The sequence below is a fragment of the Aurantibacillus circumpalustris genome (assembly GCF_029625215.1).
GTDB classification, from domain to species: Bacteria; Bacteroidota; Bacteroidia; order B-17B0; family Aurantibacillaceae; genus Aurantibacillus; species Aurantibacillus circumpalustris.
The window spans coordinates 629623-655918 of the sequence record NZ_CP121197.1 but is presented as its reverse complement, the minus strand read 5'-3'; the positions used below and the strand labels follow the sequence as shown (position 1 = coordinate 655918).

Sequence of the window (26296 nt, the reverse complement as noted above, 5' to 3'; positions counted from 1 at the left end):
AATGAAGGTACTTAAATTTTTATGTGTGTTTTTTCTGTTTGTGGGCTTGTTGTCCTGCAATAAAAAAGAATATCCCAAACCACAGGTTACGGAGAACAGCCCAGTTTTTTACTCAAAACTCACAATTAACAATCAAGCTCTTGAGCTCCAAGCTGGTATTGATGGTTATTATATGTATTCATCCTATGAAGTTGATTCTAATTTCGTAAAGACATTTGTTGCAGATCTAAAACAAAAAGACTGTTCAAACTGTGCCAATAGTCTTAAAATTGAAATTAAAGATTATCAAGTGTCTCTTTCTAATCCTTCTTCAAATATTGATTCCGCTTTACATAAAGGACAATATCCGATACTCGCAGGAAGTCCAGCTCCAACTTATTCATTGCAATTTTTTGGTTCAAACGATAACACATCTACTTGGGACTGGGATTTTGGAGACGGTACTAATTCCGTTAGTCAAAACCCAATACATTTTTATAAAACTCTTGGTAAACATAGGGTTTGTTTAACCACAACAAGTAATAACAATTACAAGAGTAGTAATTGTAATTACGAAAACGTAAATCCAAATGGTTTAATCGCAACAATATCGGCTTCAGAATATTTAGGGAATTCTATGAAATTTAGTTCTAATGTTATTGGCGGGCGGAGCCCTTACCAATATTTATGGAATTTTGGTAATGGACAGATTTCAACATTAAATAGCGAAAATATTAGTTATACATATCAAGGGGCTTATGCTGTTAATTTGAGAGTTGTAGATTTTTATGGTGACACTGCATATGCGGCTTATAATGCAAAAACAATAAATGACGTGTCATCGAGCGCAGCTAATTACACTGTTACTCCTGTCAAGAAAATAGCTCCTGAACCACCTTTGTCGCAGGTATTAATTAGTTGGACGGACGACAATGGTACGGTCTATACTTCTAACACACCTTTACAGCCGTCTCAAAGTTATTTTCAAATATATTCGGTAAGTGAAAATGAAAGGAATGAAAATAGTCAAACGACAAAAAAAATAACCGCAAAGTTTAGTTGCATTTTATACAGTGGAATAAAAGCAATTGCAATAAACGATGCCGAAGTTGTTATTTCTGTGGCTTATTAATAGTACTATTTAATTAAAAAGTTAAAATGAGTCTTTTTGTTCGTAGCCATAAAATTATTTTTTCATTTGTCTTTGTAGCATTTAGTGTTTTTTCTAGTAAGCTTTGGGCTCAAACATTCGCATTTAATGTTACGCCCAGTTCTCAATGTTTTTCTGGACCATCTAGCCCGGGAACTGCTTTTGTAACAGTAACTCCCACAACTGCCGTTACCAATTATACTTGGGCTATAGCAGGATCTTCATGCACACCAACTTTTTCTAATAGTGTTTCTAATGGTTCAGTTATTACAGTATCTTATCCTTGTTGTGGAAGTTATACTTTTTATTGTTCCGCCATGAATGGGTCTACTCTAGTTGCCGGTAATTCTTTAATAATACCTGTTTTTTGTTCGCCTATTTTAACCATTTCGAGTAGCCCAACTTTATGTGCAGGCTCTACAACAACGTTAAGCGCTTCGGGGGCTCAATCGTATACCTGGAGTAATAGCAATACGGGTAATCAAATAATTGTTTCTCCTTCTGTAAGCACCACTTATTCCGTAATTGGAGCTAACGCTTCAGGGTGTAGTGATAGTGCTAGTGTGACGCCAAATGTAATCCCATTAGTTTTTGCAGGTTATACATACAGTAGCATGGCAAATGGATTGGTTATGTTTAGTAACACGTCGGTTAACACGACAAGTAATACAACTTATTTTTGGAATTTTGGAAATAGCGTTACAAGCACCAGTGTGTCTCCTTCAATAACCTATACCAGTAATGGTAGTTATACGGTAACATTAACAGCAAATTCTAGTTGCAGTGCAAACACATTTACCCAAACTATAAATATTAGTAATATTACAGGTCCGCCTTGCGTTGCTAGTTTTTCTTTTCAAGCTGGCACAGCAGGCAATTATAGTTTTACAAGTACTTCTACCGGCACATCGAGTTTAACACTTTACATTTGGAAGTTTGGTAATGGCGCGCCAACATATAGTGCTTCAGGCCTGGCAGGTATAACTCCACCACCACAAAACTACTCGAGTGGTAATTATTTTATTAAGCTTTATATTTCATCTTCTAATCCATTTTGTTCGGATAGTGCTGTTGTATACATAAACGCTTGCTCGCTTAATGCTAATTATTCTTATATACAAACTATCGGCAATACGATTAGTTTTACAAATACTTCTACTGGAACATTGACAGGAACAAACTATTTATGGAACCTTGGTGACGGTAATACAAGTACTGGACTTAATAGTGCCCATTCATACTCCAGCAGTGGTTCTTATATTGTATCATTAAATGCGAGCAATAGCTCTACATGTAATTCCTCTGTTACAAAAACAGTTGTGGTAAGTGGCTGTAATCTTGTTTCAAATTTTACGCATACCGTACTTACAAACGGCGTTGTGCAGTTTAGTGGAAGTTCTTCGACAACAAATAGCAATTCGAATTATTACTGGAACTTTGGTGATGGAATTTATTCTTTGGCGAGTTCACCAACTCATACCTACGTTAACGCAGGTGCTTATTTGGTTACTTTGAAATTGCAAGATGCTACATTTTTGGCTTGTTTTGATAGTCTCACGCAAGCAATAAATGTTACCGGAATTTCATGTATTGCAAATCCTAATTTTATTGTGGTTCCTACATTTTCAGCTTCTCAAAATTATATCGCAATACCAGAATACCCATACAACGTTACAGCAGCTATTTGGTATTGGGGCGATGGAACAACTTCAAACTCACTCTACGCTTCACACTTATATTCTGTGGCGGCAAACTATTCCATTTGCTTATCTGTAACAGTTTCTTGTGGAGCCACATCTTACACTTGTTTTGCAAATAATTTAAATAAGTCAAATGATAATCCATTTGAAATTATACAGATTAATGTGATGCAACCTGAGATGAGCACAGGTATTTTAAATACTGTTATTGAAAATTTATCATATAAGGTATTCCCTAATCCATCAAACGGAGAGTTTAGTATTACTCTGCCCAAAAATTTAAAAGGATTGTCTCTTCTGGTTTACAACCTCGTTGGCGAATTGGTACAGATGGAAGAAATAAGAGACGACGAAAATAAAGACGTTAAAACAGTGAATTTAAAAAATGTGAAAAGTGGAATATACTTTGTAAAACTAAGTAATGGCCTAAATACATTTACCCGAAAAATTGTGATCAGCAACTAATCTGATCTCTCTGAAAAATAAAAGAGTTGCCTTTTGGCAACTCTTTTATTTTAAGTTAATCAATTCATTAGTTTTTAGAATTAAATCCATAAACAGAATTTTAGGATTAGCATTCCGCTCAATATAATAGTAGTTGCTGTTAAATTCTTCTACCAACTTTTCGTAGTTTTTTTTATTTACAAAAGGAGCAAATTTTATAAGAAAATCTTTTTCAGAGCCACTCAAGCGAACAAGATTTTTATCACCATAATTAAACATGAGACTATCACGAAAAACTTCGAGACTGTATTGCAAAAACTGTTTTTGTTTTTCACGGCCACTCGTTGCATTTTCATCAATCCAGTTCAACGCTTTTCCACAGTCAAATTTTAAAGCTAATCGCATGAACGTTTGAAAATTACTAAGGAAAGAAACACTTTCTTCATTCTGTGTTAACAAGCTCAAAGCCTCTGAATAATTGCCATTGGCTAGAATTGCGGTTTGTTTTGCGACGTCTGCGTTTACTTTATAATTTGCGATCAATGCATTTGTAATTTCTTCTTCGCTATTAGAATAAAAAGGAATTTGTTGCACTCGTGAAGAAATAGTTGCTAATAATTGCTCAGGATTATTGGATACAAGAATGAAAATTGTTTTTTCAGGAGGTTCTTCTAAAATTTTTAATAATTTATTTGCTGATTCGGCATTCATTTTTTCAGGTTGCCAAATCAACATTATTTTATAGGAGCCTTCGTAGCTTGTATAGCTTAATTTTTTTAAAATATCATTTGCTTCTTCAACAGGAATTAAAGGTTGTTTGTTTTCCGCACTAATCTCGTTAAACCAACCATTAAGTGTTAAATAAGGATTTTGTAAAACAGCTTCTCTGAATTCTTTAATAAGATCATTACTGCTTTTAACCTCTTTACTTTTTGCAATTGGAAAAACTAAATGAAGATCGGGATGGATGAGTTTGGAAACTTTATTACAGGAAACACAAATACCACATGCCCCAGTTTCTTTTTTATCAGTGCAGTATAAGTGTTGTGAAAAAGCTATTGCAGTTGGTAAATTGCCACAACCCTCTTTTCCCGAAAACAATAAGGCATGTGGAACCCGCTCTTCTTTCACCATTTTTAGTAAACGGTGTTTCGGTTCCTCTTGTCCTACTATTTGTTCGTAAAGCATGGTGTAAATTTAATGGAAAATGTAAAAGGGAAGATGTAAAATGTGGTAAAAGCCACAATTTTCAAATTGACACTCCGTGTTAACGCTTTTATTTATTATTAAACTCGTTCATACACCGTTGAAGTCCAATAAAAGAAAAGGCTTTAATAGAATCCGACGCAATTTTTATTCTCTCGTGAAGCGTTTTTAATTCTTCTTCATTCCATTTGCCTAAAACATAATCTACCTGACCGCCTTTATTAAATTCGTTGGCAATTCCAAAACGTAGGCGGGGGTAGTTATTTGTATTTAAAGTTTCTTGAATACTTTTTAAGCCATTGTGTCCGCCGTCACTTCCTTTAGGCCCAATACGTATTTTTCCAAATGGTAAGGCAAGTTCATCCACCAATACCATCATATTTTCAATCTCAATTTTTTCAGATTGCAACCAATAGTTAACGGCTTTACCGCTAAGGTTCATGTATGTGCTTGGTTTAATAAGAATGAGTTGTTTGCCTTTGTGTTTTAATTCAGCAACATCCGCATAACGTTCCGTTGAAAATTTCACAGCACTAGAGGATGCTAGTTGGTCGGCAATCTTAAATCCTATGTTATGACGCGTTTCTGCGTATTCATCTCCTATATTGCCTAGACCAACTATTAAAAATTTGCTCATTTAAACTAATTTCGTTTAGCTGAAATTTTTGTACTATTATTTTTGGTTAAGATTGTGTTTAATATTGTATCGCACGCAATCCCAATATTCTTTTGTGTAGTTTACAAAAATCTCTTCGCCGGCTTCAATATTTCGTCTGGAAACTATATAACACTTATCGTCAAAAATCTCGTAATCTGAATTGTTTTTTAAACCCTTCATCCTGCCTATACCAGCGGCGTCGTTTGCAAAGCGGGCTTTATGTTGCGGCGTAGAAAACGCATCAATACATCTTTTTTTATTAATGAAAAACAGATAACCGTCTTTATTATCTATTACACGTTTTTCATATTCTTTCCAGTCGATGATTTCGCCTTTGTACTCGATAATTTTTGCGCCTTTTTTAATAGGTTTTTCCGTGAATAAACCTTTGCCAGCATTTGGCAATTGAGACTTTTTTACTTTTAGTGACATAATGGCGACAAAAATATACTTTAATTTTTAAACTTTAAACCCTTTTAAAAAATGTTGGTAAGTTTGATCGAATATATTCCTAGAGATATCCACCACCAATTCTTCGAAAAGACTTGTTGGCCGAAACCTCTGACACAGGAATGAGTTCCACCGAATCTTCAGAAAAGATTAAAAGCTTATTACAATATTTAATAATAAGATCTAAATCATGGGAGCTTACCAATACGCATTTATTTTCTTCTTCAGTTAACTTTTTAAGAAGTATAAATAACTCATGTTTGGAAGCGTAATCGAGAAAAGCGCTAGGCTCATCTAGCAACATGATTGGAGTTTGTTGCGCCAGCGCTTTTGCAATGATTGTTTTTTGAAACAAGCCATCACTTAGTTCATTAACTGGTTTCCATTGGTGATCTTTAATTCCGCACGCTTCAATCGCTTTACTGATAATATCTATGTTATTTTGCCTTAGTCGGTGAAATGAGTCTGTATAAGGCATTTGTCCCGCCGCTACAACATCGTGCGCAGTGAGATTAAAACCACCTATTTTTTCGGTTAGGACAATAGAAATCTTTTTCGCCAGATCAGTTAATGCACTATTTAAGATGGATTCACCATCTATAAAAACCTCGCCTTTAAGCACGGGAAGTAAACCGCAAATGCTTTTTAGAAATGTGGATTTGCCAATACCGTTTAAACCAACTATGCCAATAAAATCGCCAGAGTGAAAATCAAGATTTAAATTTTGAAGAATAGCAATAGTTTCGCTTGATTTTTTATAACCAAGACTTGCATGCTTAAGACTTATTTTGGCGTTGTTGTTCATTTACCAGTGTTTGTTTCTAAACATTAAATAAATCACTAAAGGCGCTCCAATCAGAGTGGTAATCATGTTAAGAGGCAACGACATTCCTTTTATTGCCGAACTGCACAAAGCGTCTGAATATAAAAGTATAACACTTCCAATAAGAATACAGGAGGCGAAATGAATTTGTTGTTTGGAGGAACTGAATACCATGCGTGATAATATTGGTACTGCGATTCCGACAAAAGCAATTGGTCCGCAAAAAGCAGTTGTTAAACCAGTTAGTATAGAGGAAATAAGAATAAGATAAAAGCGACTACGTTTAAAATTTATACCGGCATTTTGTACGTAATTTTGGCCTAATAGCAATGCATTAAGGGGTTTTATAAAAAATAAGAGTGAGAGCAAACAAATGAGGGTAAGGGGCAAAAAAATTACAAGATCAAAATTAGTTGTATTAGCAAGAGATCCCATTCCCCAAATAACAAAGGTTTTAAGATCGTTAGGATCGGAAAAATATTCGAGCGCTACTTGAATAGCGCCGCATATTTGGGAGAGCATTAAACCAATTAATAATAGAATAATGTTGCTGCCAACCTTTTTTGAAATAAGAAGAATGAGTAAGGTTATCAATACACTGCCAGTAATTGCTGATAAAACAATAAAACTTTTTCCGATAAAAAATCCCGGAACAAATGGCAAAGAACTTCCAGCTAAAATTCCCACAGCAACCATAAGAGATGCACCGGAACTGATTCCAAGAACGTAAGGCCCTGCCAAAGGATTTCTAAAAATTATTTGAAGAATTAATCCTGAGACGGACAGAGCACTTCCTGCGATAATTGCTGTAAGTGTTTTGGGAAATCGAATTTGCCAAAAAATAAAATTATGTGCGTTAATTTCTGAGGTTAAAATATTTTCCGTACCACCAAAAAACAAACTTAATGCACATCCTATTATAAATAGAAGAATGAGAATTAAAAATTTTATAAGATTGCTATTTTTCAAAACGAATGGCATTCCTATAAATTTAAGCAGGAATCCTTTTTAATGTCTCTAATAAAAAGTTCCAATATTTTTGTACGGAAGTAATTTGAACTTTTTCATCCGGAGAGTGAGCGCCACGAATATTCGGTCCGAAGGAAATCATTTCCATTTGCGGATAATTTTTTCCTAAAATACCACACTCTAATCCAGCATGACAGGCATTTACAAGTGGCTCCTCTTTGTACATTTCCTTATAAAGATTACTTGTTAATTTCACAATCGAAGAAGAAGGGTTTGGCGTCCAACCAGGATAAGCACCAGCGAAAGCAACACTTGCGCCTAATAACTCAAAAGTACTTTTAATAGCTTGAGCTAAATCTGATTTTTCGGAATCAACCGAACTCCGTGTTAAGCACTGAATAGAATAGGAGCCATCTTTTACTAAAACACGCGCGAGATTATTTGAAGTCTGTACTAAACGATCAATATCAGGACTCATACGATAAATTCCAACCGGACAAGCATAAATTGTTCTAAGTAATTTGTTTTGAAATTCTTTATTCAAAATTGTTTTTGGAATTTCAATTTCGGTGGATGTAACTGATAGGTTTGGATCGGTAGTAGAATGTTCCTGTTTTAAGGTGGTTTCAATTTCTTTTATCCAAGAAACGAATGCCGTTTCACTTTTAGCCGAGATAATAATATCAGCGTTTGACTCCCGAGGAATAGCATTTCTAAGACTTCCACCATCAATCATGTGAATGCTAATGCCATAAAATTCGGCTGCTTGGGTTAGTATTCGGTTCATTAATTTGTTTGCATTACCGCGCCCCAAGTGAATATCCATGCCTGAGTGACCGCCGGTTAACCCTTTTACGCAAACACGCAAGGCTTTTACGGCACCTCCTACAACTTCTGTTGGATATGTTCCTGTTGCAGTTACGTCAACCCCTCCAGCACAACCAATGGTTAATTCGCGATCATCTTCTGTATCAAGATTCAGCATGTATTTAGCATGCATTAAACCACCTTTTAAACCAATGGCGCCGGTCATTCCAGTTTCTTCGTCAATTGTAAACAAAGCCTCGATTGGCGGATGAACAATGTCTTTAGAAGCAAGAATGGTCATGATAGAAGCCACGCCAATTCCATTATCTGCGCCAAGCGTTGTCCCTTTAGCTTTTACCCAATCACCGTCAATATACATTTCAATGCCTTGAGTTGAAAAATCAAAATCCGTATCACCATTTTTTTGGTGAACCATGTCTAAATGACTTTGGAGTGCAACAATTGCTTTTCCCTCCATGCCCTTACTAGCAGGTTTTTTAATGATAACGTTCCCTGTTTCATCTTTAGAAGTTTCTAAACTTAGGTCCTTACCAAATTGCATGATAAATTCAATTACGCGTTCTTCTTTTTTTGAAGGGCGAGGCACAGCGTTTAATAAAGAAAAATTATTCCAAAGTTCTTTTGGTTCTATGTTTGATAAAGAGGGCGACATGATTTAAATATTTTGTTAGAGGGATCAAAAATACAAAGCCTGTTTGAGTAATACTAGCCATAAAAATAGATTTACTGCATTGATAATTTGCTATAAAGCGCTAAATACCTTATTTTAGAAGTCCGCAATTCACCGCGGAATTTTAAATCATTAAATCATGAAAAATAATTACATCTCCAAAGTCGGCCAAGGCACTGCCAAAAATCTAAATCGATTTATAAACGGAATTCTTTTGGCTTTTCTTTTATTAAGTCTAACCGTGCAGGCTCAGTCTGTGGGCGATACAATAGTTGTTAAAGCTTTTAAATATGGTAGTACCACGCGTGATACATCCATTCAATTTCCGCCAAGTAACTTAACGTTTGAAAAAATAATTTTAAAATACAACATGCGATGTAAAAATAATTTGGTATCTACACAAACAGCGCCAAATCAAGGCTGTGGTGAATGGGATTATTCTTGCAATACCTATATTGTAGATTCCACAAAAATTGAGACAGAACTTAACACTACTCCGAAATATGTGATTTCAAATTTTAGCGGAAATACATTCAGCTATACGAGTATACCCTTATTTGATTACTACAATTTTGCTCAAACGCAGGTTGTGGTTAACAACATAGTTAGTGAAAATCAATATACTGTTGGTGTTGGAAATACAGCTGTCCCTAATTTACTTAAAACGAATGAGCGTTCTGGGCACTCTCAAATTTTATATACTGCTGCTGAGTTAACAGGCGCTGGTTTGAGTGCCGGGAACATCGATGGTATATTGCTAAATGTTGCTAATAGTGGAGGTGCTGCTAATTTTTTAAAACTTGGAATACAGCACACTAGTCAAACAAACTTAAATTCTGGAGCAGTTACTTTAGCTGGCTTCACAAATGTTCATAATGCAAATTATTTGTTTGCTAATGGAAGCAATCGTGTTCAGTTTCACACTCCTTTTGTTTGGAATGGAACCAGTAATGTTTTAATTGATTATTCTTTTACGAATACGGGATTGAGTTCACCCATTATCTTAAACGGGGCTGCAACCACATTTACAAGTGGCCTTTACGCCAACAATAATTACGCTCTTGATCTTTCCTCGTCAGGCCACGTAACTATAAATTCTTCTGTTTTTTCAAGTATAAATAATGAAATCACTATTTCTTTTTGGGCATTTGGAACAGCAAGTTTAATGCCAACAGGCACATCAATAGTTTACAGTACAGGGGCTAATGGTAGCGATCGTAATTTAAACATTCACTTGCCATGGACTAACAATGATATTTATTTTGATTGTGGGTTTGCAAACGGTGGTTTTGATAGGATTCAAAAAACAGCAATTGCTTCAGAGCAAGGCGGACAATGGAATCATTGGGCCTTTACAAAAAATGCAGTTACAGGTAATATGACTATTTATTTGAATGGAACTTTGTGGATGTCGGGTACTGGAAAAACAAATCCGATTTCTATTTTGAATTTGATTCTTGGAAAAAATACCAGTTTACTTAATAATTATAAAGGCAAAGTAAATGAATTTACGATTTGGAATAAAGAGTTGTCGCAAACCGACGTTGCTAACTGGATGAATAAACCGATTGACGCGACACACCCTTTTTATACAAATTTATTAGCCTATTATAAAATGAACGAAGGTAGTGGGTTAATTGTAAATGACACAAAAAACACTTTAACGTCAACAGGAGTATATGTTCAATGGACTTATGATCGCGGTAATAAGTTAGATAGAATGTTTTATGAAACAAACATAAGACCAAATATTGTTTTTTTAAGAGGAACATATGCTCTAACGACAACATCAGTTACTGTTAAAGATTCGGTAGGTAGAAATCCAAATATAGTTCAAGAGTTTTCTATTACCTCAAATGCCACGGCAATACCTATGGCGCACGATATTGTTAGTCCTGTATCTACAGTGTATTTGTACGCAGCAACTCCATTAAATATTTACAATGGAGATACCGGTCAGCTAACCGGCACTATTGCAGTGAATTCACAGAGCACCATTGCTGTAACAACTTTAAATTACTACAAACGTTTTCCTTTTTACAATGAGATTATGTCTTTCGTAACACCTTATGGTAAAGGTTTAAATCTTGGTGTGGATGGGAAAACCTGGTACTACGATGTAAGCGACTTTGCGCCAGTGCTAAAAGGAAAAAAACGCTTCATGATGACGCTTGGCGGCGAATATCAAGAACAAATGGATATTGATTTTTGGTTTATTGTAGGAACACCACCACGCACCGTTGTAGAGTTCAATCAATTGTGGCAGGGGGCTGCCAGAATTGGTGGATCGAGCATTGCAAGCGTGAATAATGATACACGTTTTCCTACACTAAATGTCCCTATTATAAGTACTGGAGAAATATTCAAAGTAAGATCTACTATTACAGGTCATGGTTCGCATGGGGAGTTTGGTCAAAATGGTGGTGTTATCACACATTATTTAAACATGGGTGGTGGGCCTAACGAGTTTAGTTGGCCAATTACAATGAAATGTGGTTTCATTCCTGTTTTCCCTCAAGGCGGTACCTGGATTTATACTAGACAGGGATGGTGTCCTGGTCAAACTTCACTCTTAACAGAAAATTACATTACACAGTATGTTACCCCAGGTACCACTGCGAGCATAGATTACAACTGTTCTAATCCGCCAATTCCAAGTGGAGACTATCGTTACATCGCGGCTCATCAATTGATAAGTTATGGGCCTGCAAATCACACGAATGACGCTGCTATTATAGACGTATTGGCACCAAGCACTAAAGTTATGTATTCCCGCACTAATCCCATGTGCGCAAATCCTGTGGTACTAATTCAGAATACTGGTCTTGGCTCTGTCACCTCGGTAGATATAGACTACTGGCTAAATAATTCGTCGCAAAAACAAACCTATCAGTGGGTAGGAAATCTTGCTAATATGGATACTGTTTCTATTTTACTACCTATTAATGGACTTTGGACAAACGGCCTTCAACCAAGCAATAACATGTTTAATGCGGAGATCACGGCCGTGAATGCTGTAGCTGATGATTATTCATACAATAATTTTTATCACTCTAAGTTTATTTTACCGGATCTTTTGCCGAATGAAATAACTGTGGAATTTAAAACGAATAACAATCCTTACGAAAACAACTACAAATTATTTGACGAAAATGGCATTGATGTTTCTTATGGAACCCCTCTAGTTACTGCCAATACTGTGTATGCAGATAATTATGAAATTTATGGATGTTACAAATTAGTAGTGCAAGATGCGGGCGGTGATGGCGTGCAGTTCTGGAATAATGCTGCTCAGGGAACTGGCTATGTACGAATAAAAAATAACGTTGGAACCGTTCTTAAAACATTTCAACCCGATTTTGGAAGTGGATTTGAATATAGTTTTAGTACAACGCAACCAGTTTTTGTAGGTGTAAAAAGTGAACTTGCTGATTTGAATATTCGTGTGTTTCCAAATCCTGCACATGACTTCTTTGAGGTGAGGGGAGAGAATTTACAAAACTGTAGTGTGATTTTAACAGATTTAATCGGACGTTCAATTGAAGTGCCTGTAAAAATTGAAAAAACTGGATTAATTTTTGACACACGTAATTTAAATGCTGGTGCATATTTAATATCAATTAGTAAGGGCAACCAAAAAACTATTCGAAAAATAATAATTTACTAATTCAGGAGTGAACTATAAAAAAAGGCCATTTCAAATGAGAAATGGCTTTTTTTCTTTTGAGTCAACCACTCTTGCGAAAGAAAACTAATGGATAAAATTAAATTATTAAACGTAATTTAGATTTCGAATAAATTTGAACTTTGTTCAAGGGTAGGATTTGTCACAATGTTTTATAGGCTGATAAAAAACATAAAAATTGCAATTTGTTTAATTTTCTTTTTGTTTTTTTATCAAAGCACATGGGCTATTAATACAGACTCATTATTATTACAACTTAAGGATTCAAAAAGCGATACAAATCTTCTCAAGAGATACTTCGATTTAAGTGAAAACTGCGAGGTCAGTAAAATTATGATTGTTGTTCGGCCTGGCATAAAAATCTGCCAACGAAAGTTGGAGGATTCAAATCTTTCAAAAACCGAACGAAACACCATCATTAAAATAATGGCGGGACTTACAAATAATATTGGGTTTTATTACGATGGCAAAGGATCGGTTTTAAAGTCCATTAGATTTTTCGAAAAAGCACTTAACCTTTATCAAAGTATAAATGATAAACAAGGCGAAGCTACAGCCTTAAACAATATAGGTTCGATGTATTATTTACAGGGCGATCTAAATATGGCGATTGAGTTTTATTATAAGAGCCTTAGAATTAAAGAACAAACAAATAATAAAAAGGGACTTGGAAATACCTTTCAAAATATTGCAGATATTTATTTTGATATGGGTGATACCGCAAAAGCTGTAGAATATACATTAAGAGGATTAGCCTATAGATTAGAGTCTAAGGATAAATCAGCCATCGCGCATTCATATAATAATTTGGCCAGGATATATGCTAATAAAAATGATTTCAAAACTGCAATTAGTAAAATTGATAGTAGTTTAATATTATTTACGGAGAGAGGCGATAAGTTGGGTGTTGGTTCCAGCTACGCGTTGAAAGGAAGAGTTCTCTATAGAATGAAAAATTATTCATTAGCGATACCAAACATTAGAAAAGGATTGCAGATTTTTAGCGAGTTAAAAAGTGCTAGTCCATTATCTATATCATATAATAACCTGGGAGAAGCGTTTTATTTAATGGGCCAAATCGATAGCGCACTTTATTACACTGAAAAAGGGTTCAAATTATCGAATAAATTAGGTTTCCCGGAGAACATCAAACAATCGAGTTATACATTAAGCAAAATTTATTTCCAGAAAAAAAAATTTGAAGATGCTTATAAGATGCATGTGCTTTTTAAAAAAATGACAGATAGCGTGAATAGTATATCGAATAAGAAGTCAATGTTCGTTAAAAACATTCAGTACGATTATCAAAAAAGGGCAGAGGTTGATAGTATTAAAAGTACTCAAGAGAGAAAAATATTTGAAGCAAAAGTGAAAACAGAAAAAACTTTTAGTACCGCTGTGGTGTCAATTTTAGCCTTAATTTTAATTTTCGCGGGATTTATTTTTTATCGGTATCGGGTAAGTCAAAATCAAAAAAGAATTATCGAATTACAAAAAGGCGAGGTTGATAAACAACGTGCTCTTGCGGACACACGAAGCGAAATAGCTGAGAAACAAAAGAAATTAATTGAAGAGTCCATAAAAGAAATTACAGCAACGCAGGAAAAACTTCGATTAGCCAAAGAAGAAGCTGAGCGAGCAAATTTGGCAAAAACCGATTTTATTGCAAATATAAGCCATGAAATTAGAACGCCGTTAAATGCAGTTCTAGGATTTTCTGAATTACTAAAAGGAAGTACAAAGGATCCTGTGCAGGAAAAGTATGTTGAAAATATTTTAACAGGTGGTAAGAACTTGATGTCTTTAATCAACGATATTCTTGATTTATCAAAAATAGAAGCAGGGCACGTAACTATACAAAACGTGCCACTAAATCTTCGAACTATTTTAAATGAGTGTAAACAGCTCTTTACACAAACAGCAGAAGATAAAAAATTAGAATTTAAAGTTGTTTTCGATTCAACTTATCCAATTACCTGTTTAGTCGATGAAACAAGAATTCGTCAAATTTTATTTAATTTATTGGGCAATGCTTTTAAGTTTACTAAAAAAGGAAGTGTATCATTAATTCTTGACGTAGTAAATAAATCTGAAGATGAGATGGATATTAGATTCACTGTAACCGATACAGGCATTGGGATTCCCAAAGATCAACAGGAAATAATATTTGAAGCTTTCAAACAGATAAAAGGTCAAAGGACAAGCGAATATGGAGGAACGGGATTAGGACTAGCAATTACCAAACGTTTGGTAGATGTATTAAAAGGAAGTTTGACATTGGAGAGCAAGCCTGAAATTGGAAGCTGCTTTTCGTTTGAATTGCAAAACGTTAAGGTGCTGGCAGACCGAGCGCAATCAATTCCTATTGAAAATAAAGTTAATTATGATTTTAGAGGTCAAACCTTATTACTTGTTGAGGACATAACTTCTAACAGAGAACTTATTAAAGAGTTTCTTAAGGATTCGAATATTAAAATTATAAATGCAGAGAATGGCCAGGAAGCCTTAGATTTCTTAAAGAAAACAAAGCCTGATATTATCATAATGGATATGCTGATGCCTGTGATGGACGGGAAAACAGCCATAAAAATAATTAAGTCAAATGATCACTATAAATCTATTCCATTAATAGCACTTACTGCATCCGGATTAGAAAATAAGGATGAGGCAGTTCAATTACTTTGTGAAGATTATTTGCGTAAGCCAATTGATAAAAAGACATTATTAGTTGTACTCTCAAAATATTTAGATGTTACAGGAGCAATTATGAAATCTGCAACCCTGGACAATTCCGTTTTTAGCGAAAAGCTTAAAGAGCAATTTTTACCTCGCTGGAATGAAGCACGAGCACTTATGAGCATTGATGATATTTTGCGTTTTGCTGAAGAACTTCACAAATTTGCTTGTGATCATAACGTTCTTGAAATACTAGCGTATTCGGAAAGATTGAGAACACTTGCAATTAATTTTGAAATAGAAGAAATGAACAAAACTTTTTTGGAGTTTGAAAATAGTATTATCAGTTAGACGCCGCTCAGTAAGTTGTATTCAGTTTTATAACTCGTTTAGAGTTGAAATAGCTATAATTCTGAAGACTCGAATCGTATTTCAGGACTTGCTTTCTTCATCTATAGTTTGTAAACAGTAACTCACATACGCATCAATACGATTAATTAATTAAAATCTTTTTCTGAACTACTTTTTCGTTTTTCCTCACGAGCATTACAAAATAAGCACCGGAGGCAAGGTTTAAGGTAGTCAGATCTATATTTATTTCTGTTTTATTTTTTAGAAGTGTTTCGTTTAGCAAATGTTTTCCATCACTGTTAAAGAGAACAAACTCGTCTCCAGCAAAAAAAGTTTGTTTTAAACTTTTAATTTGTATGATTTTTCCTGTGGGATTTGGGAAAACAACGATGCTTTCATTGTCTTTTTTACTATCGGAAATGTCAGTAGAATTAGCACTTTCTGTTACATTTTTGAATTGATTTATTGTAAGTTGAGTTAAATAATCTACTATGCCCGATGGCCATTCAATTTTAACGGAATCTATTTTTGTTGCGTCTCCTATTCCGAAGTGCGGACGTAAATCATTCTGCCCACAATACGAACTTTGCGACGAGATTTCTCGCATTTGCCAAACTGCATTGCCATTTATGATGGCTTTAACTCTTATTTTTGCACCAATGGCAGATGCGTTACTCACAGTACCAATCAGTTTAAACGCAATCCAATTATTAGAGTTTGTTACGTTTTGATATAAAGAATTCTTTTGATCGATACCTCCGAATCGGCATGTCGCTACAGCAAGGTCTTCAAAACCATCATTGTTATAGTCTCCAAAAGCGCAGCCATAAGAAAAAGCAGAGTCGCTAGCAGTAATATCGCTGGAGTTTCTTATAAAAGTTCCGTTTCCTTGATTGATGTATAAATAATTAACTAGTTTATTGCTTATGCCAAAAGAGTTTGTAACGAAAAGATCCACATCACCATCGTTATCAATATCACTCCAAGCTGAACTGAATGAGCGTGAAGGTGTTGTTGAAACAGTATCTGACAAGATCTTTGTGAAAACTAAATTACCCTCATTTATAAACAAAGAATTAAACCCTTGGTCGTTCGCTAAAAAAACGTCTAGATCTCCATCATTGTCAACGTCGGCCCAACTGCTGCTATTTGTATTGCCACCATCATTTAACAAAGTGCCAGAAGTTATTTTTGTAAAATTCCCACTCCCATTATTTAAATATAAATTTTCGTTTTGGCCGTTTTCATTCGTCACAAAAACATCAAGGTCGCCGTCATTATCTATGTCTGTCCAATTTACATTTCTTGAATAATTTGCATCTATTACCAAATCGCCGCTGTTTATTTTCAAAAAAGTTCCGTTTCCAGTGTTATGGTACAAATAATTTTTTTTCTGACCAGCGCTATTTGTCACGTACAAATCAAGCAAGCCATCTCCGTCATAATCGCCCCAAGCTGCTGTTTCGGAATACCCTAGGTCATTGGAAATGATTTCTGAATTTGATTTTGTAAAACTTCCATTTCCATTATTCGTATAAAAAAGATTATTTATATTATACCAATTCGCAACAAACGCATCAATTGAACCATCATTATTTATATCACCAAACGTAGCACCATCTGAAGGTTTATTGTCTAATACAATGGAGTCACTTGCGGCTAATGTAAAAGAACCGCTACCTGTATTAATGAAAAGAAAATTATTCTGCCCGCCACTTGGACCATTGCTAATAAAACAATCTAGCCAATCGTCATTATTTATGTCAATCCAATTTACACTTCTAGAATCAGAGTTAATTATAGAAATAGGGCTATTAGTTATTTTGGAGAAAAATTGCCCTTGTATTTTCAATGCGAACAGAAGACAAAAGCTGGTACTAATTAAACGTATTTTTTTCATAGAATAAATTTATGAAATGCTCATTGAGATTGTTGTAGCTCCGTTTATAAAGCATTTTGCTATGTACGAATGGTTTTACGAACATAGAATGTAACTATTTATTCCCGTGTTTTATGAAACTATTTATTCAATTACTTAGAAACCACTAAATTTGAATTAAACAAGTTTATACTACACATGTGTTGTTGGTGAGTTTAAAACCGTCGTTCGTTGAAAATGATATTAAAATGTAAGCTCTATGACAACACATTGTTATTTTTGTTACTGAAATTTTATGGCGAAGCGGATTTATTATCACTTATTATTTTGGATGGCCTATATATACTCACAAGTATATATGGAGTATGTTTGGATTCATCATTATTACCCCAATAATACCGATTTTGAAATTTTCTTAAAAGCTTCTGCTGCGGAGTATGTTTTGTTATTTGTTAGGGTGCCGATGGTTTATTTTTCATTTTATGTTTCCGATAGATTTATAAATAAGCAATCAGACTATTTAAAGGGCTCTTTAATTCTAATCGGAACTTTGTTGCTCGCAACTGTTTTTTATAGAGTTATTGTTGTGTATTATGCATTGCCTAGAATTTACCTCGTAGATGAATATGAAGCTATTTTTGTTACTGAAAGAGTCGTTCGTGCTTTTCTCGATGTATCATTTTTAAATGCAGCTGCGAATGGGATAAGACTGTACCGCCATAGAATAAAGATGAAAGAATATGAACTAACCTTGGTGAAACAAAAAGCGGAGGCTGAGTTAAGCTTACTCAAATCACAAATAAACCCACATTTTTTATTTAATACCTTAAATAATATTTATGGCTTGGCTTTAAAAAAATCTGATCAAACAGCTCCTGTTGTACATAAACTATCTGAACTTATGCGGTTTTTACTTTATGAATCAGAAAGAAAAAGTATAAGCATTGCAGATGAACTAAAAATTATTGATGATTACATTGAGTTGGAAACACTTCGTTATAGCGACCGCCTCAAAATTATTATTAGTAAAGATGTTGATGATTATTCTGCGAACATTACGCCGTTGTTACTTTTACCCTTGGTTGAAAACGCATTTAAGCATGGCGCAAGTGAGAGCAGAAAAGAGGCCTTTATTACCATTGATGTAAAATTAAAAAACGGTGATTTTTATTTTGCCATTTCAAATAGCATTGAATTGGAAGAAGAAAAAAATGAAAAGGGAATTGGCTTAAAAAATGTAAAGCGACAGCTCGAACTTGTGTATAAAGAATATTCCTTCAATCTTAATGAAGAAAAAAATGTTTTTAAAGTAATACTTCAAATTAAACTTACTACAAATGCAGTATGATTGTATTATAGTTGAGGATGAACCACTAGCGGTAGAAATTCTCGAAAGCCATATTCGAAATGTTCCCTTTTTGAATTTACAAGCCTCATGCAATGATGCTATTGAAGCGCTTAATTTTTTGAGGACGAATAAAGTCGATCTCATTTTTTTAGACATTCATTTACCTAAACTCAAGGGTTTAGATTTTCTAGCAACCCTTAAAAATCCACCAAAAGTAATTATAACAACAGCCTACCATCAATATGCATTGGAGAGTTATAACTTTAATGTAATTGATTATTTACTTAAACCAATTGAGTTTACGCGTTTTTTAAAGGCAATTAATAAGCTGAATACAAACAAGGCGGAAATGTCAGAGAAAGCTGTTGAAGACATTGCCAATAAGGCCCACATGTTTTTTAATATTAATAAGAAAAAGATAAAAATTTACTTAGAAGATATATTATACATAGAGAGTCAAAAGGAATACATAAAAATTCATACACATACTAAAGATATTGTTACCAAGTTTCCTTTAAGTGATTTGGATGAGCTTCTTTCAAAGGCTGATTTTTTGCGGATTCACCGTTCTTTTATTGTATCGAAGAAAAAAATAGAAGCCTTTAACGCAAGTGACGTGGAAATTTCTGGTAAACAAATTCCAATTGGCAGAAGTTATAAAGAATTGGTTCAATTGGTGTTGTCGCAATTGTTTTAGATCTGTTTTTTTGAGTAAGATTTAAGAACCGATTTTTTCTTTCGAGCAGCATAATTATTCGGATGAATACAAGCGAGTGCATTTTAACCATACAAAGCGAGGCTTAATTGAATTGAACTAAAATAGAAGTTACCCAAACTCGCAAGTTTACACCAATTAACTTTCTTTAATACTAAGGTTTTGTTACTTTTGCGGTGCATTTTTAACGCACTGGCACCGTAGTTCAATGGATAGAATAGAAGTTTCCTAAACTTTAGATGCGGGTTCGATTCCCGCCGGAGCCACACTAAACCGCTGCGCGGGTTTTTCATTATCGGCGGGAATCTGCTTGCGCACGAGCTCGCTCAAAAGTTTGCAAACTTTTGCCGCCCGCCGGAGCCACACTAAACCGCTGCGCGGGTTTTTCATTATCGGCGGGAATCTGCTTGCGCACGAGCTCGCTCAAAAGTTTGCAAACTTTTGCCGCCCGCCGGAGCCACACTAAACCGCTGCGCGGGTTTTTCATTATCGGCGGGAATCTGCTTGCGCACGAGCTCGCTCAAAAGTTTGCAAACTTTTGCCGCCCGCCGGAGCCACACTAAACCGCTACGCGGGTTTTTTTATTATCGACGGGAATCTGCTCTCGCACAAGTTTGTTACCTTTTCCCCTGCTGGGGCTTCTACTAACAGCAAAATCCAGCACTTTCTTTGTCTTATTCCAATTAACCACAAATAAATTTTGCCGCTTTTATAAAAAATCCGTATATTTGACCTCCTAAATTTGCGGATGTGGCGTAATGGCAGCCGCACCAGACTTAGGATCTGGCGCCGCAAGGCGTGGGGGTTCGAGTCCCTTCATCCGCACTATTACTAACCCGCTATTTTAAGCGGGTTTTTTATTTACTATAAAGAAGGGACGAGAAGTTTATCCCCTCCGAGTGTCAACGAGTGACGGGAATTTGCTTAAGCCTTGATCGCCCACCGCAACTTAGCCGACTTAGCGCGTGGGTTTGTATTGCACTCTTCAGCCGATGCGCGAATAGGATCAGGGGCTACTTCGCTATAAATACCTTCACGAAATAAACTTTGAAAAGATTTTTTTACTCTGCGGTCTTCACCCGAATGAAACGAAAGAATGGCAACGCGCCCTCCTTCAGCAAGCGCATCGGGTAATTTTTCGAGAAATTTATCCAAGGCTCCAAACTCATCGTTCACTTCTATCCTTAAAGCTTGAAAACAACGCTGGCAAGATTTCTTAGCCTCTTCCATGCGGGTTGTTTGTGGAAGAAATTTAAGTGTCTCTTTAATTAGTATTTGAAGTTGTGTGGTGGTGGTTATCGTTTTTCCTTTTGCGCGCGCAGAAATAATGGCTTCCGCAATTTGTTCTGAAAATTGCTCATCTGAATTGGTGGCAAAAATATGTTCCAAATAGTCGAGTGTAACTGTTTTTAAAAAATCAGCAGCCGACATTCCACTCTTTGGATTAAGCCTTAAGTCTAGAGGTCCTTCCACCTTAAATGAAAATCCTCTTTCAGGATTATCTATTTGCATGGAAGAAACTCCAAGATCTGCCAAAACAAAATTTAAAGGGCCAGCTTCCGCGGCTATTTGATCGATTCCAGAAAAATTCATTTTTTTAATGATGACTGCTTCCGGTCCAAAACCGAGAGCTGCCAAACGGTTTCTGGTAAGCGGTAATTCAAAGGGATCTACATCTGTAGCATATAAAAGTCCTCCCGGCGCTAAGTGTTTGAGTATCTCAGCACTGTGTCCACCATAACCTAAAGTAGCATCTAATCCAATTTGACCCGGACTAATTTTAAGGAAGTCTATAATCTCATTAACACAAATAGAACGGTGCATCCCTGCGGGAGTGCGACCTTGTTGAATGACCTTGGCAACATCATCTGTGTAATTTTCCGGCTGAAGTTCTTTGTATTTTTCTTTAAAGGCTTTTGGGTGTGTTCCTTTATATCTTACGCGACGTTCTGGTTTTGGTTTTTCATCATCCATCATGTTAAGGTAGTGTTTTTAACCTTAAACAGACAGTTCAAAAAAAGAATTGTCTGCGATTAAGTGTTTGAAGGGATTTCAAGCTATAGGGGAATTTAAATAGAATATGAAATTTTATCACGCTGCTAGATTAGCAAAACAAAATCACTAAAAATTTATTCCTTAATCACCTTTTGCGAAAAACGTTCCTCGTTTTTTTGATCGTAAATTTTAATCAAATAGATTCCTGATGCATAATTTCCAAGATCGACGCTGGTATCAGAAACAAGCAATTTTTCTAAAAGAAGTTTTCCATTCAAATCAAAAATTTTAATTGTTCCTTTTGCTTCCGCCTCATTGTTGATCCTTATTAATCCTTTTGTCGGATTAGGACCAATCTTAATTTGATTAAAAGAATTTAATTCGTCGATGCCTACCACCACATCTACTCCTAATGTTGCATCACGTGTTGGTCCAACCACCTTGTTAATAATCCAATTATTGGGATCACAAGCCACACCTGTAACTGTACCGCTTAAACTAATGGTATATATTTCAACGCTGTTGCTGTGCATCACTCGTATCGTAGTATCAGGAAGCCCTACACGACCTATTTTATATTCTAACGGTGTTATAAATAATGGTGTTGCAATTGGTGAACTAACTGACTGAGTACTTTTGATGATTATTTGTGTGCCGGTATAATTATATTTTACATTAAAGGTTGGATACCCTTGTCCGTAATACCATTGATTAAAAAACTGTGTTGGATTAATTCCGGTTTGTGTTTGATAATAATTTTGGAAGTCTATTGCAGAAGCAGTGCTGTTCTGATAAGTATTTTGAAATCCACGCAAGGTATTAAACCAAAGAGAATCATCGTTGGTTAAAAAACGAAGGGAATGAATGATGGCTCCACCTTTATCATAGGTTAAACGGGAATCAAAAATTCTAGTTGAGTTAAGCGTGTCCGTTCCTGTAAAAAAGATACTTCCTCCCGGTTGAGTCATCACGTTAATGTGGGCTGAATTTAAGTTAGGAGCAAAATTAGGTGCATCTAAGTATTGAGCAACTAAATGTTCTGTGTAGGACGCGAACCCTTCATTGATCCATATATCAGCCCAACTCTTACAGGTTACATTGTCTCCCCACCATTGATGTCCAAGCTCATGAGCGTTAACATAATAGTCAAAAAAGCCAACCGTGGTCATTGTTTGATGTTCCATTCCACCACTTAGTGGTGCCATGCAATGACCATATTTTTCTTTGTAAAATGGGTACATGCCATACATATCACTTTCAAACGCTAGCACTTGGGGCATTTTATCCAATTGTATTTTTTGACCGTTAATAAAATTAGTACTGTTAATCGCGTTATCGTAAATATAGTTCTGTATAAGAATAGAGTCGTTTAACAGGTATTGTGGCTTAGCGTATAAATTATACTCTTTGTATTTTGCTACCGCTACTGAAATCAGATAATATGCAATTGGTGTTCTGGATTTCCACTCGTAACGTTTTTTATTCCCAATGGTCACTACGTTTTGAAGAAGACCATTTGATCCGGCTTTATTTAGAGAATCGGTTGTGATATAAACCCAACTGGAATCAATTTTATCGGTTAAAATTTGTTTACAAGGCCACCAGTGGTATGCAACAAGACTTTCACTTAAACTCCAGGTAGCTTGATTGCCCCATGATGGAGAGGTAGCGTTGCTAAATCCGCTTCCAATGGCAGATCCACCATTTGGAGGAGTTCCATGATAAAATACATTTACGGTAAATGAAGAACCGTTAGCAAGTGGTGATGAAAGTCCGGTTTTTACAATACTATCTTGTCTTATCATAGCCATCAATACTCCATTAAGACGCACTGAATCTAAAATAAGATTTTGGTGAAGTAAAGTCATAAAAGTATCCATTGCCGCAATGGTAACAGTAGCTACAGTTTTAACCCCACCACTAATGTTTTTGTTTATGCGCTCAACATTCACATTTAAATGCACAAATTTTACGTCATACGCTAATTCATGCGAAAGCTGCGGAGATTGGGCCATCATTTTTGCCTGAATGTTTATTTGGCGTGCCGCAGAAGCCTGTTTAATTTTTGAGCAGGCATGTTGTTGTGCGCTTACAATAGTTGCAAAAAAAATTGCTACTGAAAATAATATATTTTTCATTGGTAGTTTTATATACAGGTTCGTACCCTGCGTTTAACCGGCAATATACAGCTATTATTCAAAAAACAATTGTCAAAATTGGTACCTGGTTGCCATTTTTTTATTTCTGTAATGAAAAATTACAGTGTAACTTCGCCCCATGTTAAAAAACGATTTGCTCTTAAGAGCAGCTAAAGGCGAAGAAGTTGAACGTGCTCCCGTATGGCTAATGCGTCAGGCAGGTAGAGTGTTACCTGAATACCGTGCTACACGTGCTAAAACAAAGAATTTTATAGAATTTGTTAAAAATCCGGAACTAGCTTGTGAAGTAACTATCCAGCCGGTTGATATATTGGGTGTGGATGCAGCCATCATTTTTAGCGATATTTTAGTGATACCGGAAGCAATGGGTCTTCCTTACCAGATGATAGAAGCAAAAGGTCCTTGGTTTGAAAATACGGTTAAGAATAAAAGTGATGTGGAAAAGTTAAAAATTGCCGAAGCAGGTGATTTGGATTATGTGATGAAAGCACTTCAACTAACGAAAAAGGGATTGAATGATCGGGTTCCTTTAATTGGATTCGCTGGAGCACCCTGGACTTTATTTGCTTACATGATTGAGGGAAGCGGAAGCAAAACTTTTAGCAAGGCAAAACAATTTTTATACACGCAACCAGAAGCTGCTCATTTGCTATTGGAAAAAATTACTCAAAGCACGATTAATTATTTAAAAGGTCAGGTTGCCGCCGGTGCAGATTTATTGCAACTTTTTGATTCGTGGGCAGGTGTATTAAGTGAAGCAATGTATTACGAGTTTTCTTTAAAATATATTTCGAAAATTTGCGATGCCCTTTCACCTTTAGTTTCTGTGACAGTGTTTGCAAAGGATGCGCATTATTCGGTAAAGAAAATTTCTGAAACGTCTTGTTCTTCTATTGGTTTAGATTGGACGATTGATCCAAAAACAGCCCGAGCACAGGCGGGGAATAAAACCTTACAAGGGAATGCTGATCCATGTTTGTTATACGCGGATGAGAAAAAAATTATTTCGGAAGCTCATAATATGCTTAAGGCCTTTGGTAAGGATCGTTACATCTGCAATTTAGGACATGGTTTATATCCTGATCTTGATAAAGAAAAAGTAAAGTTGTTTGTGAATGTGGTGAAAGAGTATAAGTGGTAATGTGCTTTCAATTTTACCACAGAGTTAAATGAGTAAAGGAGTTCCACAGAGAAAAGCAAAGTGTTCGTGTGAAAAATAATCTCTCTGTGACTTTGTGCCTCTGACCCTCTGTGTCTAAATTACTTAAACATTCCCTAACAAACACATAGTCTTCATGGTGGGAACAGGGCTACCGCCCATGTTTTCGATGGTAACAGCAAATGCCTGAGCTCCTGAAACAGATTTCATTTTTTGAAATACCGAAGCGGTACTATGCATGTCAATCATTCCAGCATCAATAGGTTTTCCATCAACAATTGCCCAAAGCTGGTATTGTTTGTCGGTAGGAGAATTTGGCAGAGAGCTCGCATTAAAATACACATCGTGTGTTTCCATGTTCATATGAATCATGGCAGTTTTTTTATCCAAAGAGTTCATGCCGTTTAAAGCAATGGTTTTTACTTTTGGATTAGAAAGAATCTCTAATTCAGTATCCATGCTCTTTAATGAAGCTTGTTGAATTTTAAGTTCATCAGCCAAATAAGACTTTGTCTCATTTAATTGCGCTAGCTCTAAATTCACTTTACTTAATTTATGATTGAGCTGAACATTATACATTAAGCTAGTAAGAAATAAAAGTAAACTTGCCGCAATACCTAGTTTATAAATGCTAAGCCTTCCTTCTGTTTCGTTTTTTATAGAAATTACTTTGGCAATTGGTGAATCTTCAGCAATAAAATTAAGCTGTGTGGAAATTTTTTCTTTAAGATCGGTGTTTATTGGTGGTGATAGTTTTGAAGAAAAATCAATGAGGGTTTCTTCAATGGATTCAATTTCTTTTAGTAGTTCTGAGTTTTCCTTGCATAAAGTGTTTATCAAAGCCGTTTCCTCTTTAGTACTGATACCTAAAACATAGCTTTCTAATAAACCAGATGATATGACTTCCTTACTATTCAATTTATGATTTCTTTTTTTGCGAGCTCCCTTAATTTAAGCAGAGCTTGCCTAACCTTTGTTTTAACCGTGCCTAAAGGTAAGTTGAGCTTTTTAGAAATTTCTTCTTGTGTGTATCCTTCAAAATAAGCCAAGTCAATAATCGACTTATGATCTTCTTTTAAACCATTTAAAATTGTGTTTAGACCAATAGTGTCATGGGTATTATCTTCAGTGCGTAAAATGTTTTCGAACTTATATACGTTGTCGGAGGTACTATGGATTTTAGATTTTATTTTTTCGTGTTTTGAGCGAGTACTGTCTATGGCAAGGTTTCTGGCAATATTTAACATCCAGGTATATAACCTTCCCTTTGCGGTATCGTAAGAATCAAAATTATTCCAAATTTTTAAAAAAGTTTTTTGAAGGACATCTTCTGCTTCTTCTATATCATTTATAACGGAATTAATAACACCGAATAAAGCTTTTGAATAATTATCGTATAAGTATGAAAAGGCCTTTTGATTTTTCTCTCGAATGAGAATGATCAATTCATCT

At 35.4% G+C, this 26296-nt stretch carries 18 protein-coding genes, 2 tRNA genes and 1 pseudogene; 10 read left to right on the top strand and 11 right to left on the bottom strand.

Translation table 11 applies throughout. From position 1 onward, the window contains the following. Position 1: 1 nt before the first annotated feature. Both P2086_RS02665 and P2086_RS02660 read left to right on the top strand, forming a co-directional pair. Positions 2 to 1111, top strand: a complete 1110-nt coding sequence (locus P2086_RS02665; protein WP_317898887.1) for a PKD domain-containing protein — start codon at positions 2 to 4, stop codon at positions 1109 to 1111. 26 nt (positions 1112 to 1137) lie between these two features. Then, a complete protein-coding gene (locus tag P2086_RS02660) occupies positions 1138 to 3294 on the top strand; it encodes a PKD domain-containing protein (RefSeq protein ID WP_317898886.1) in 2157 nt (718 codons plus the stop codon). 45 nt (positions 3295 to 3339) lie between these two features. Here P2086_RS02660 and holB read toward each other — a convergent pair whose 3' ends face one another. The 6 genes from holB to P2086_RS02630 form a co-directional block, all read right to left on the bottom strand. Then, on the bottom strand, positions 3340 to 4461 hold the full coding sequence (holB, locus tag P2086_RS02655; protein ID WP_317898885.1) for a DNA polymerase III subunit delta': 1122 nt from the start codon (positions 4459 to 4461) through the stop codon (positions 3340 to 3342). A gap of 88 nt (positions 4462 to 4549) precedes the next feature. Continuing rightward, a complete protein-coding gene (gene pth / locus P2086_RS02650) occupies positions 4550 to 5116 on the bottom strand; it encodes an aminoacyl-tRNA hydrolase (protein ID WP_317898884.1) in 567 nt (188 codons plus the stop codon). 36 nt (positions 5117 to 5152) lie between these two features. After that, the gene (locus tag P2086_RS02645; RefSeq protein WP_317898883.1) at positions 5153 to 5569 is read right to left on the bottom strand and encodes an SET domain-containing protein; all 417 of its coding nucleotides are present in this window, start codon (positions 5567 to 5569) and stop codon (positions 5153 to 5155) included. 79 nt (positions 5570 to 5648) lie between these two features. Then, positions 5649 to 6392: an ABC transporter ATP-binding protein gene (locus P2086_RS02640; RefSeq protein ID WP_317898882.1), complete on the bottom strand. Its 744-nt coding sequence runs from the start codon at positions 6390 to 6392 to the stop codon at positions 5649 to 5651. Next, positions 6393 to 7391: an iron chelate uptake ABC transporter family permease subunit gene (locus P2086_RS02635; RefSeq protein WP_317898881.1), complete on the bottom strand. Its 999-nt coding sequence runs from the start codon at positions 7389 to 7391 to the stop codon at positions 6393 to 6395. It lies immediately after the preceding gene. Between the two features lie 10 nt (positions 7392 to 7401). Then, a complete protein-coding gene (locus P2086_RS02630; protein WP_317898880.1) occupies positions 7402 to 8859 on the bottom strand; it encodes an aminoacyl-histidine dipeptidase in 1458 nt (485 codons plus the stop codon). A 157-nt stretch (positions 8860 to 9016) separates the two neighbouring features. On the opposite strand from P2086_RS02630, the gene P2086_RS02625 reads away from it, so the two are divergent. From P2086_RS02625 to P2086_RS02620, 3 genes and pseudogenes are all read left to right on the top strand, one after another. After that, complete coding sequence (locus tag P2086_RS02625) at positions 9017 to 12544, top strand: LamG-like jellyroll fold domain-containing protein (protein ID WP_317898879.1); 3528 nt, start codon at positions 9017 to 9019, stop codon at positions 12542 to 12544. A 165-nt stretch (positions 12545 to 12709) separates the two neighbouring features. Beyond that, a pseudogene (locus tag P2086_RS19065) lies at positions 12710 to 13258 on the top strand (tetratricopeptide repeat protein); the annotation flags it as partial. A gap of 12 nt (positions 13259 to 13270) precedes the next feature. Then, positions 13271 to 15589 carry a tetratricopeptide repeat-containing hybrid sensor histidine kinase/response regulator gene (locus P2086_RS02620; protein WP_396127465.1) on the top strand — a complete coding sequence of 773 codons (2319 nt, stop codon included), beginning with the start codon at positions 13271 to 13273 and terminating at the stop codon, positions 15587 to 15589. 142 nt (positions 15590 to 15731) lie between these two features. On the opposite strand, the gene P2086_RS02615 is transcribed toward P2086_RS02620, so the two are convergent. Continuing rightward, entirely contained in the window at positions 15732 to 17489 is a 1758-nt protein-coding gene (locus P2086_RS02615) for an FG-GAP-like repeat-containing protein (protein WP_317898877.1), read from the bottom strand. Between the two features lie 274 nt (positions 17490 to 17763). Here P2086_RS02615 and P2086_RS02610 point away from each other — a divergent pair, with 274 nt between their 5' ends. The 4 genes from P2086_RS02610 (at position 17764) to P2086_RS02595 (ending at position 20356) form a co-directional block, all read left to right on the top strand. Beyond that, on the top strand, positions 17764 to 18816 hold the full coding sequence (locus P2086_RS02610) for a sensor histidine kinase (protein ID WP_317898876.1): 1053 nt from the start codon (positions 17764 to 17766) through the stop codon (positions 18814 to 18816). Continuing rightward, on the top strand, positions 18806 to 19513 hold the full coding sequence (locus P2086_RS02605; protein WP_317898875.1) for a LytR/AlgR family response regulator transcription factor: 708 nt from the start codon (positions 18806 to 18808) through the stop codon (positions 19511 to 19513). The genes P2086_RS02610 and P2086_RS02605 overlap by 11 nt, the downstream gene beginning before the upstream one ends. A gap of 212 nt (positions 19514 to 19725) precedes the next feature. Then, positions 19726 to 19797, top strand: a tRNA-Arg gene (locus P2086_RS02600). 478 nt (positions 19798 to 20275) lie between these two features. Then, a tRNA-Leu gene (locus P2086_RS02595) sits at positions 20276 to 20356 on the top strand. A 99-nt stretch (positions 20357 to 20455) separates the two neighbouring features. Here P2086_RS02595 and rsmH read toward each other — a convergent pair. Together rsmH and P2086_RS02585 are read right to left on the bottom strand one after the other, a co-directional pair. After that, a complete protein-coding gene (gene rsmH, locus P2086_RS02590) occupies positions 20456 to 21508 on the bottom strand; it encodes a 16S rRNA (cytosine(1402)-N(4))-methyltransferase RsmH (RefSeq protein WP_317898874.1) in 1053 nt (350 codons plus the stop codon). A gap of 152 nt (positions 21509 to 21660) precedes the next feature. Beyond that, entirely contained in the window at positions 21661 to 23664 is a 2004-nt protein-coding gene (locus tag P2086_RS02585; protein WP_317898873.1) for a M1 family metallopeptidase, read from the bottom strand. Positions 23665 to 23803: 139 nt separating this feature from the next. Between P2086_RS02585 and hemE the strand changes: the two genes are divergently transcribed. Further along, positions 23804 to 24826: a uroporphyrinogen decarboxylase gene (gene hemE / locus P2086_RS02580; protein WP_317898872.1), complete on the top strand. Its 1023-nt coding sequence runs from the start codon at positions 23804 to 23806 to the stop codon at positions 24824 to 24826. 123 nt (positions 24827 to 24949) lie between these two features. Here the strand turns inward: hemE and P2086_RS02575 are convergent, their stop codons facing one another. Next, positions 24950 to 25762 carry an anti-sigma factor gene (locus P2086_RS02575; protein WP_317898871.1) on the bottom strand — a complete coding sequence of 271 codons (813 nt, stop codon included), beginning with the start codon at positions 25760 to 25762 and terminating at the stop codon, positions 24950 to 24952. Further along, positions 25759 to 26289, bottom strand: a complete 531-nt coding sequence (locus tag P2086_RS02570; protein WP_317898870.1) for an RNA polymerase sigma factor — start codon at positions 26287 to 26289, stop codon at positions 25759 to 25761. Before P2086_RS02570 ends, P2086_RS02575 begins: the two co-directional genes overlap by 4 nt. Positions 26290 to 26296: the final 7 nt, after the last annotated feature.